The sequence below is a fragment of the Rikenella sp. genome (assembly GCF_056799795.1).
Genome location: NZ_JBQIQO010000049.1, coordinates 1 through 10,856, shown reverse-complemented (window position 1 = coordinate 10,856; position 10,856 = coordinate 1). Strand labels below are relative to the sequence as shown.

The 10,856-nt window shown below is 62.0% G+C and carries 8 protein-coding genes and 1 pseudogene; 5 read left to right on the top strand and 4 right to left on the bottom strand.

The window, feature by feature from the left end:
* Positions 1-441 precede the first annotated feature (441 nt).
* The 3 genes from ACTO3O_RS09335 to ACTO3O_RS09325 form a co-directional block, all read right to left on the bottom strand.
* Entirely contained in the window at positions 442-600 is a 159-nt protein-coding gene (locus ACTO3O_RS09335; protein WP_297832204.1) for a hypothetical protein, read from the bottom strand.
* A 96-nt stretch (positions 601-696) separates the two neighbouring features.
* Positions 697-1,869 carry a diaminopimelate decarboxylase gene (lysA, locus tag ACTO3O_RS09330; RefSeq protein ID WP_297832207.1) on the bottom strand — a complete coding sequence of 391 codons (1,173 nt, stop codon included), beginning with the start codon at positions 1,867-1,869 and terminating at the stop codon, positions 697-699.
* A 14-nt stretch (positions 1,870-1,883) separates the two neighbouring features.
* A complete protein-coding gene (locus ACTO3O_RS09325; RefSeq protein ID WP_297832210.1) occupies positions 1,884-3,209 on the bottom strand; it encodes an aspartate kinase in 1,326 nt (441 codons plus the stop codon).
* A gap of 156 nt (positions 3,210-3,365) precedes the next feature.
* On the opposite strand from ACTO3O_RS09325, the gene ACTO3O_RS09320 reads away from it, so the two are divergent.
* From ACTO3O_RS09320 to ACTO3O_RS09300, 5 genes and pseudogenes are all read left to right on the top strand, one after another.
* Positions 3,366-4,034: an ACT domain-containing protein gene (locus tag ACTO3O_RS09320; protein WP_294594167.1), complete on the top strand. Its 669-nt coding sequence runs from the start codon at positions 3,366-3,368 to the stop codon at positions 4,032-4,034.
* 16 nt (positions 4,035-4,050) lie between these two features.
* Positions 4,051-5,499 (top strand): UDP-N-acetylmuramoyl-L-alanyl-D-glutamate--2,6-diaminopimelate ligase, encoded by a 1,449-nt coding sequence (locus tag ACTO3O_RS09315; RefSeq protein WP_297832213.1) that lies wholly within the window; start codon positions 4,051-4,053, stop codon positions 5,497-5,499.
* Positions 5,500-6,021: 522 nt separating this feature from the next.
* The gene (locus ACTO3O_RS09310; protein WP_297832215.1) at positions 6,022-6,174 is read left to right on the top strand and encodes a hypothetical protein; all 153 of its coding nucleotides are present in this window, start codon (positions 6,022-6,024) and stop codon (positions 6,172-6,174) included.
* A gap of 57 nt (positions 6,175-6,231) precedes the next feature.
* Positions 6,232-6,624 (top strand): annotated as a pseudogene (locus tag ACTO3O_RS09305) (LamG-like jellyroll fold domain-containing protein); the annotation flags it as partial.
* Between the two features lie 60 nt (positions 6,625-6,684).
* Positions 6,685-7,533, top strand: a complete 849-nt coding sequence (locus ACTO3O_RS09300) for an endonuclease/exonuclease/phosphatase family protein (protein WP_367279542.1) — start codon at positions 6,685-6,687, stop codon at positions 7,531-7,533.
* An 86-nt stretch (positions 7,534-7,619) separates the two neighbouring features.
* Here the strand turns inward: ACTO3O_RS09300 and ACTO3O_RS09295 are convergent, their stop codons facing one another.
* Positions 7,620-10,238, bottom strand: coding sequence for a chitobiase/beta-hexosaminidase C-terminal domain-containing protein (locus ACTO3O_RS09295; protein ID WP_297832857.1), 2,619 nt, complete (start codon positions 10,236-10,238; stop codon positions 7,620-7,622).
* Positions 10,239-10,856 lie beyond the last annotated feature (618 nt).

The following is a 10,856-nucleotide window of genomic DNA, read 5'->3' as shown; positions in this document are numbered from 1 at the left end:
AGCCCGAAAAATAGGGCATTGCAAAACGGGTCGGAGCCAGCGTGGCCGGAAACGAGCTTCGCGAAGTTGCAGGCCTACGCCTGGGGTGGCTCCGGCCCGGACGGCTCTTCGAGCCGCAGGTTTCAATTCAAAATAGGGTAGAGGTTGCCCGATTGTTTAGGGTAGACCCGGCCCCTTGCCCCCCGCGGGCCCGCGGCGTTTATTCCGAGAGGCACCGCAACTGAAAACCGAGGCCGCGAGCATCTGCACTGTTTGAGCTCAGCCATAGTGTCCCGAAATTCAGATTCATGCCGTTAGTGCCATTAGACGTTGCAAGCCAACCATAACCGACCTTGCCGACGGCGCCCAACAAACCCGCCTGGGCGTCGCGGTTGCCCGGGGCGGTGCCGCTCGGCACTCGAAAACAGTCCGCCTCTACTCTAAATGCCTCCGCCTTCTCGTTTATTCCGAGAGGCAGCGCAACTGAAAACCGAAGGCACGGCTGCTTGAGTAGCCGGACTGAGCCGTATTCATCAGGAAACGTAGAAAAACGCCATTCGTGCCGTTGGCCGATGCCGACCAGACGGAACCTTCGTTGCCGACAGCACTCAGCGCGCCCAACCGCCCATTATTGCCCGCATCGCGGAAGCCCGGGGCGGGAGCACAAGGCAGTTACCGCCAGCATCTCCCCCCATAAAGCCCCCATTCTAACAGAAGCTATTCTTCGCCCCCGAAAAAGCTCGGAGCGATCGGCCTCATGTTGTAGTTCGACGCCATGATGCTCCCGTATGCCCCCGTCGAGCGCAGCGCGAGCACATCGCCCCGCCGCGACTCCGGAAACTCGATCTCCCGCGCGAAGACATCCGACGACTCGCAGATCGGCCCCGCGATCGAGTAGCGCTCCATCGGTCGGGCTTCTTTTTCCGCCTCCGCCGTCAGGTTCTCGATCCGGTGATGCGCATGGTACAACGCCGGCCGGATCAACTCCGTCATCCCCGCATCCACGATCGCAAAACGCGCCCCTCCCGCCGTCGTTTTGGTGAAGAGCACCCGCGTGATCAGCTCCCCGCACTGCGCCACGATTGACCGCCCCAGTTCGAAATGCACCGTTTGATCCTCCCGCACCTTCAGGTGGTCGTGGAACGTGCGGAAATAGCCCGCGAAATCCGGGATCGGCTCCTCGTCCGGCCCCTCGTAATCGATTCCCAAACCCCCGCCCATGTTGAGATGCCGGAGCGTCACCCCGCGCTCCTCGAACCACCGCGCAATCTCATTGACCCGCTCCGCCAGCTCCGCGAACGACTCCAGATTGCGGATTTGCGACCCGATGTGGAAATGCAGCCCCACGATACGGATATTCGGCAACTCGTTCAGCCGGGCCAGCGCCTCGTCCACCTCCGTGTACGAGATACCGAACTTGCTCTCCGCCTGCCCCGTCGAGATGTACCGGTGCGTCTCCGGCCGCACATCCGGATTGATCCGCAGCGCGACATTCACCCTCCGTCCCTGCGCCTTCGCCAGCCCGTCGATCACCTCCAGCTCCTGCAACGACTCGCAGTTGAACGCAAAAATACCCTGCTCGATCGCATATTCGATCTCCCCGTCGCTCTTTCCCACCCCCGCAAAGACGATTTTTTCCGGCGCAAAACCATTCTCCACCGCGCACCGCACCTCGTATCCGCTCACGCAATCCGCTCCCAGCCCCGCCCTCCGGATCTCCTCCAGAATCGGCCGTTCCACATTGGCCTTCATTGCATAGTGGATGTGGTAACCGTAACGGTTCGCCTCCTCCGTGGCGACGCCGAGCGTCCGCCGCAGCAAGTCGAGATCGTAGTAATAGAAAGGCGTCGGAGGTACCGTCGCCCCCGGCGTAATGGCATATTTCGACATAACAGTGATACAGTCTATCGGTTAAAACAATCGAACAAATGGTCGTTCAGCGCCTGGAGCGTCTGCCGCTTGTGCTTCGTAGCGACCAGCACCGCCATACTGCGGTGGTTCGCCCCGTACGAGATCATCCGGATCGGCACCTCGCGCAGGCTGTGGAAGATACGCGCCGCCAGCCCCGCATGCCGGTCGTCGATGCACCCCACGATGCAGACGATCGTATTGTCCCGGTTCACCTCCACCGAACCGAACGGCCGGAGCTCCCGGATGATATCCTCCAGGTGGCACGTGCTGTCGATCGTCAGCGACACCTCCACCTCCGACGTCGTGATCATATCGACAGGCGTGCGGTACTTCTCGAACACCTCGAACACCTTGCGCAAGAAGCCGTACGCCATCAGCATCCTCGCCGACGCGATCCGCACCACCGTAATCCCGTCCTTCGCCGCAATCGCGTGGAAATCCATCGCATTGTCCTCCGCATCCGAGATCAGCGTCCCCTCCGCCTGCGGTTCCATACTGTTCTTGAGCCGCACATTGATCCCCGCCTCCTTGCACGGCTGGATCGTCGCCGGGTGCAGGATCTTGGCCCCGAAATAGGCCAGCTCCGCCGCCTCGTCGAAACTCATCCGACGGATCGGGAACGTCCGGTCCACCACCCGCGGGTCATTGTTGTGCATCCCGTCGATATCCGTCCATATCTGCACCTCGTCCGAGCCGATCGCCACCCCCATCAGCGCCGCGCTGTAGTCGCTCCCGCCCCGTCCCAGATTCGAGAGGTTCCCCGCCGCATCCGTACAGATAAAACCCTGCGCAATGTAATAGATATCCTTGTCCGTCTCCGTCACCCGCGTCGTCAGCTCGCGCCGCAGACGCGCCATATCCGGCTTCCCCTCCCCGTCCGTGTGCATGAACTCCGGCGACGTCAGCAGCTCCGCCCGATGCCCCAACTCCTGCATGTGGTGACAGAAGATCGCGCTCGTCAGCAATTCGCCCTGCGCCAGAATCAGCTTGTCCGACACCTCGCCCCGGTAGACGAACGTCTCGTCCGCAATCCGCGCCAGCACCCGCTCCATCCGCTCCCGTGCCGCATCGCGGTGATCCGTCAGCAACTCGTCGATACAGGTCGAATATTTCGTGCGGAGCATTTCGAGCGTCTCGCGCACCGTCTCCCGCTCCCCCTGCGCCGCAGCCGCCGCTATCCGCACCAGCGCGTCCGTCGTGCCCGACATCGCCGACAGCACCGTCAGCCGTGCCCCCTCCGAAGTGATGATTTCCGCCACGCGGCGCATGTTGGCGGCCGAACCGACCGACGTGCCGCCGAATTTCAGTGTTTTTATCATGAGTAGTGTTAAATGACGAACGAATCGTTAATTTTGTATCGCGACCATCGGAAAGATTCCGCGGTCGTCGTAGTCGGCTGCAAATTTAGCGGAATTGCCGCCGAAACGCGCGCCGATGTAAGAAATTGAACGATAACGCCGAAATTTGTTGAAAATATGACAAGTATCCCCGTCGTTGTCGAGACCATCGTCCGGAAGCAGCCCTTTTTGGAATACGCCCTGCTCGAAGGGATCGTCAACCTGTCGGCCCTCGCCCGGTGGCTGCGTCCCGAAGTCGAGCGACAGGCCGGCCGGCCCGTCAACGAAGGAGCCATCATGATGGCCCTCAAGCGGATGGGCTCGCGGCTCGAACTGCTTTCGAACATGCGCTTCCGGCGCGTGATCGGCCACCTCGGCGACGTCGTCGTGCGGTCGAACCTCGCCGACCTCACCTATCGCAACTCCCCCTCGCTGTTTCGGTGCCAGGCCCGCCTGCTCGAACACGTGCACGAGTCGAAAGAGGCCTTCTGCACCTTCTCCCAGGGCGTCGGCGAGACCGCCATCGTCCTGAGCCACTCGCTCGTCGCCGCCGCCGAAGAGATTTTCCGCGACGAACGACAAGTCGCCAAATCCGACTCCCTCTCGTCGATCACCCTCAAACTGCCCGCCGAGAACAGCCTCTATCCCGGCGTTTACTACTACATTTTCAAAGAGTTGGCCTGGGACAACATCAACATGGTCGAACTCATCAGCACCACCAACGAATTCACCGTCGTCGTGCACGACGACGACATCCACCGCGCCTTTTCAATCCTGATGGACGTGAAGCGCGGCGCCGCCTTGTAACCGATTTTCCGTTGAAATGAAACCGAACTTCCAACAACTGCCGACCTCCCGGATCGTCGGGCCCGAGCCGTCGGAGATCTGCGCCGTCCGTTTCGATTCGCGCGCCGTCGCGCCCGGCGACCTGTTCGTCGCCGTGCGAGGTACCGTGAGCGACGGCCATGACTATATCGCCGCCGCCGTCGAGCGCGGCGCCTCGGCCGTCGTCTGCGAGACCTTGCCGCAGGGAGAACTGAACCCGTCTGTCTGCTATGTTCTTGTGGAGGACAGCGCCCGGGCTTTGGCCGAACTGGCCGGAGCCTTTTATGGACACCCCAGCCGGCAACTCCGCCTCGTCGGCGTGACCGGCACCAACGGAAAGACCACCGTCGCCACCTTGCTGTACGACCTTTTTACGGCCTTGGGGCACCGCTGCGGGCTGATTTCGACCGTCGTCTACCGCGTGGGCGACCGTCGGATCGACTCCACCCATACGACGCCCGATCCGCTGACCCTCAATCGGTTGCTGGCCGAGATGGTCGAGGCCGGGTGCGACTATTGCTTTATGGAGGTCAGCTCCCACAGCGTGGTGCAGCAGCGGATCGGCGGTTTGCAGTTTGCGGGAGGGATTTTCACCAACATCACCCACGACCACCTCGACTACCACAAGACCTTTGCGGAGTACATCCGCGCGAAACAGGCCTTTTTCACCCGGCTGCCCGGGGAGGCCTTCGCGCTGACCAATATCGACGATCGGAACGGCGAAGTGATGCTCCAGAACGCCTCGGTCGGTCGGCGGGCGACCTATTCGTTGCGCAACGCGGCCGATTACCAGTGCCGGATCGTCGAAGAGCTTCCCGACGGGATGCAGCTGTCGTTGGCCGGTCGCGACGTGTGGGTGCAGTTCATCGGGCGGTTCAACGCCTACAACCTGACCGCGATTTACGGCGCCGCCGTGGAGTTGGGACAGGACCCGGCCGAAGTGCTTCGTATCCTGAGCACCCTGCGTCCGGTAAGCGGCCGGTTCGAACAGATTCGCAGCGCCGACGGACGTTTGGCGATCGTGGACTATGCCCACACGCCGGACGCCTTGCAGAACGTGATCGACACGATCAACGAGCTGCGGCGGCCTGATGCCCAGCTGATTACCGTAGTGGGTTGCGGCGGGAACCGCGATGCGACGAAGCGTCCCGTGATGGCCCGCGTAGCTGCGGACGGCTCCTCGCGCGTGATTCTGACCTCCGACAATCCGCGGTTCGAGGAGCCGCAGGCTATTTTGGACGAGATGCGCGGCGGGTTGGACGCCGCACAATTGTCCCGGACGCTGACCATCGTCGATCGTCGGGAGGCGATCCGGACGGCGATCGCCCTGTCCCGTCCGGGCGACGTGGTGTTGGTCGCCGGGAAAGGGCACGAGCCCTATCAGGAGATCTCCGGCGTGCGCCATCACTTCGACGACCGCGAGGAGGTGACCGCCGCTTTCGCGTGATGTCGGCGTGCGGATAGAGAACAGGGGTAGAGGCGGCCAGTTGAAATGCGCAAGCATTTCCGTCCACGGGACGTGGGGCCCGCGCGAACAGAGATTAGGGCCGTCGGCAGCTTGAGGATGCGTCAGCATCCGTCTAAAGTTTGGCTTCGCCTTCCTCCTCGCCGCTCGGCAATTTGCAAACTATGTTTGCATTGCCCTCGCTGGCAGCGTCGGTTTTCTGGTTCTCTTTGTTCACAAAGAGAACAGTTCCAGCCGGGGCAATGACCAGACCGCGCGCCCCGCCTAAAGAGGGAAATCGTCAAAACTCGCTTGCGTGTTTTGACAAGATTTCCCCAAGGCGCGCGAAACAGAATAGAGAGCGGAACTGAGAATAGGGTAGAGGCTGCCCATTCCGAGTGCCGGGAGGTACCGCCCGCCGTCCCCTCAAACTGAACCGCGCGCCGCCGCCCAAGAAGGGCGAAAAACATCCGCCCGTTTAAGTAGGCAAGCGATTCAAAAAGTTGAAAATCAAAACTATGTAGGATGAAAAAGATTTTGGCTCTTTTTCTGCTTTTGCCCGTCATCGCCTCGGCCCAAGTCACCTTGAACCTCGCCGACCGTGCCGGAGAATCCTATCGCACCGTCCCCGGCGTTCGGGAGACCCGCGCCGTGGATCTGACCGAGACAGCCCCGTGACGGAAACCCTTCCTCCTCGACCCCTCCGGAGAACCCTGGCCCGACACCTCGTCGAGCTATACCTTTTGCGTCTGGGTTCGCGTGCCCGAAGACAGTCCGCAGCCGAAAGGCGGCTCCGTCATCGCCACGACCGTCGACAAAGCGCGACACGAAGGCGGTTTCACCCTCGGCGCCGCTGAGAACGGCTCCTGGTACGCCGGCATGACCGACACCGCCGGCCATAGCTTGTGGTACGAACCCACCGCCGAACGACAACCCCTGAACGACGGTCAGTGGCACCAGCTGGCCGTGACCTGCGACCGCCGGCGCGGCAAAGCCGCCTTTTACTACGACGGCTGCCAGACCGCCCTCTATAATCTGAAAGAGCTCGGCTCGCTCGACGGGCCCTTCCGACTGCGCATCGGCGGCCACGACGATTCCGAGTGGCACGCCTTCAACGGCTGCATCGATTTTGCCGTCGTCGACACGACCCTCTGGAGCCCCGCCCGGTTGTCCGCCGCATTCCGGCACATGCGGCCGCAGACCGCGCCCCTGACCGATCCGTTTTTGCCCCGACGGCTCGACACCTTGCGCATCATGGGATTCAACATCTGGCACGGCGGTAACGAGACCGGCGCAGTGGCCGGGCCTCGGCGCGTAGTCGACATCATTCGCGAATCGGGCGCCGAAGTCGTCGGACTGATCGAGACCTACGGCTCCGGGGCCCGCATCGCCGATGAACTGGGGTACTACTTTTACCTCCACAGCTCGAACCTCGCCATCCTGAGCCGTTATCCGATCGAGGCCGCCGAAGATATTTTCCGACCCTTCAACTGTTCGGCCGTCACCATCCGAGTCAGCGCCACCCAGACCATCCGTTACATCAACCTGTGGCTGCACTACCTGCCTTCGACCGACAGCCAGCTGCGCGACCGCGTTCCGGTAGATTCGATCCTGCGCGGCGAGTGGTCGACCCGGGCGTCCGAGCTGAAACAGATCCTCGCCGAAGCCTCCGCCGCCGGCCTCCTCGACGACACCCGGCCCACCTTCCTCTCCGGCGACTTCAATATCGCCTCTCATTTGGACTGGACGCCGGCGACGAAAAAGCACCACAGCGGGTACGTCATTCCGTGGCCCACCAGCCGGTTGATGGAGGAGGCCGGATTCCGGGACTCCTTCCGCGAACGCTGGCCGAATCCCGCTACCCATCCCGGCGACACCTGGTCGCCCGTCTCAAAAGACGAGTTACAGTACCGGATCGACTTCATCTATTACCGCGGCCCGGGCGTCCGCGTCGTGGATTCGCGGACGATCGACACCCACCCCGTCCGTTTTCCGTCCGATCATGCCGCCCTGCTCTCCGTTTTTGCGCTGGATTGATCCGGCGTCCAGCAGTGAAAAGAGTCGGGTGTATCCTCCGAAAAGGATACGCCCGACTCTCTTTCGCGCCAAAAGATCAGGCCGCGCTATTCCACAATCACCTCGTCGCAGAACAGCCACGCGTCATCCTTGCTGTGCCAAGCCGGCATCTTGCCGTGCCCCCGCGCAATCACCTTGATATAACGCGCCGTTTTGCCGATCTTGTCCTTAGAGACAGGCACCTTATGTGTCGGCTCATTCTTCGCCTCGCCCAGCTCGATCACCCCCAGCGACTCAAACGCCATCCCGTCCGAAGAGAGCAGGTACTCCACCGACGTCGGCGGCACGATCCAGTCCCCTCGCGAGTGCAGGAACTGCGCCGTGATCCGTTCCACCGGCACCGCCGCCCCCAGGTCGATCACCGCCTCCAGATCGTTGCCGATAAAGCCCTGCCACGCCGGATCCGCGAACCGCAACGCTCCCACACGGCCGTCCGTCAGCGCCCCGTCGCCCCCGCCCGAATACTTCGTGTACGGCTTCAGGTAAGTCACCCCCGCGCCCAGCGCCTTGTGCGCCGCCACCTGCTGCTCCGTCACCCCGTAGCTTCGTCCGTCCGGCCCGAACACCCGTGCCTTCACCACCCGCACATCGCTGATCTTCACCGGCTCCGTGTAAAGCGTCGACTCCGCCGTCGGCTCCGAGCTGTCCAGCGTGTAGCGGATCACCCCCTCCGGAATGTGGTTGTTCATCGTCACCCGGAAACTCCGCGGATCATCCGCGTCCTGCGCCACCGAGAAATCCATGTCCGGCACCACCTCCAGCAGGTCGAACCACGCCGTTCCCTCCGTCAGCAGCGTGATTGACGAATTCAGATACCTCGCCTCGCGTGCCGCCTTCGTATAAGTCGCGCTCAGCTCGTACTTCGTCCATTTGTCTGTCAACTCGAACTCCTGCGACGAGATATTCCCCAAATTGAGCCGGAACCGCATCTTTTCCCCCTTTTTCAGCCGGTTGATCGACGCCTCCGACGCCCGCGCCCACACCGTCATGATATAGCTTTTGCCCAGCTGGAGCGGCAGCGGGTAGAAGCTGACCGACGCCCCCTGTCCCGATTTCGGCGTGATCATCCGCAGCGAATGCCCCCCGTGAAACGCCACCCGCGAATCGATCGCATACGTCGCCCCCCGGTCTTTCCCGGCATTGCCGTAGACCGCCGCCGGCACATTGCCCGAGACGCTGTACTGCCATTCGAAACTCGGGTCGATCAGCAGATTGCTTCCGTTCACCGGCCGGTTGTCACTCGCAAAAGCCCGTTCCTCCGCCGGATCGGCGAACAGCTTGAAAATCTGCACCCCGAACGGCGCCAGCACCCCGTCGATCGTCCCGTTCACCACCTCCCGCACACTGTTGTCCGACAGGTCGTACGCCTTCCCGTTGAAGGTATCCGGCAGCACCAGCTTATAGCTCGCCGCCTCCGCTCCCGGGTTGAGGAGCACCGCCACCGTTTGTTTGCCCAACGTATACGTCCGCGCCTCCAACTTCGCCGCCGAAGCCACCCGCGGCGCCCGCTCCGTCCCCCGTTCGAAGAACGGCGTCAGCTCCTGAATCTCGCGACACGTCTTGGCATAGGTCTCCCACATGAACTGATTTTTCGGGAACCCGTTGAGCCCATGTCGGATAAACGACTGGAACCCCCGCGCCCCCTCTAATGCCGCCCCCCACGTCATCATACGAATTTCGGCCGGCGTCGGCTCGCGCGTCCAGAACTCCGCCCCTCCGAACGTCTGGGGCACGTACCAGATCGATTTTTCGAACTGCAACTCCTCGCGCAGCCCGCGGATCGTACCGATCACATCCGCCGCCGCCGAGTTCGGCACCGGATAGGTGTCCGCCATGATGATATCGCACGAATTGGCATAGTGTCGTCCCGGCCCCGCCGACATAATGACCAGCGTAATCGGATGGTACGGGTCTTCGGCTCGGATGATGTCGTAAATCTCCTCTAAGGTTTCCGCCGATATGCCCTGTCCCTCCGGTTCGTCGGCCACGTACCACGACAGAATCGCCGGATGATCCTTGAGCGCGCGGATTTCCTCCCGCAACAGCTCCATTTTCTTGGTTTTGTCCGTCGCCGCCGCTTTGGCTCCTCCGCCTCCGCCCGCGATGCTCAGCAGGTTGTAGTTCACCCGCATCCCCAATTGCGCCGCCCGGTCGAGGTAAGCGATCCGCTCCTTGCGCGGCTGTTTGCCGATGTTCTGGTACGGTGAAATGAGGTTCATCCCCCGCACCGCCTCCTCTTCGGCCAGCGTCGGCTGCACCGGCGAGTAGCAGTAGAACCCGCTCGGAATGACCGGCAGCCCTTCGGCCCTCACCACCCCCGTTAGGTAGTCGATCTGCACGCCGTTGTCCTTGTACGGCAGCCGGGTGAGCCTCACCGCGTACGTACTGTCTCCGACCCGCACCCGCAGCGTATTGTCCCCCGTTTTGAGCGCGTCGAGGGGTAGGGTATAGGTATTTTTCCCCTGTTTGGTCAGCGTCACCGCCGCTTCGCTGTCATCGAGCGCCGTCCGTTCGGGCGTTTGCTGTCCCGTGACGATGATCGTCGCCACCGAATCCCGTTCGGTGAAGTAGTTCATCCTCGGCAGCACTTTGATTTTCGGAGCAGCTCCTGCATTTCCAGCCGCCGTCAGCACGGCGAGCACCGCGCAAAAGAGAGTTTTGTTCATGAGTCTGTTGAAGTTGGATTAGTTGTAGGAACAAAGTTATGTTTTCCTTTCGAAAAGGCGATCCCCGCGCACGCAACAGAGATGGGGTTGAAGTTTGGGGCGAGGTTGTTAGGGTAGACCCGGCCAGAGCATCCCTTTAGGGACGCGCTCTAAAGTTTTTTTTTGTTCTTTCTGTTCACAGAAAGAACAGTTCTATCCGGGGCAGTGATCAGACCGCGCGCGACAGCTGGAGTAGGAAATCATTCAAACGCGAAACACGCGTTTGAATGATTTCCGCCAGCGCGCGGACAGGGAACGGGGTAGAGGCTGCCATTTGCCCGCCGCGGGCACGCGGGGCCTGCCCGGCCCGAGGGCAGTACCCTCCTGTAGGACAAACGCGCGCCGTCGCCTAAAGAAGCGATTCAATCATTTTGGCGGTGAGCCGAAATAGAATGAATCGCGCAAGGCGCGCGAAAACCCCAACCTCGCCCCTAAATCCGTCGCCCGCCCTCTTAAGCGGGCGGGCGACGGCAAGCGTGGCGGAGCGAAAGCGGAGCCGCAGTGAGGCGGACACGGGACGGAGAACTGGGCTCTGCTTTGGGCGGTGCTTTTGCGACCTTTAGGTCGCCGTCCTCGGCG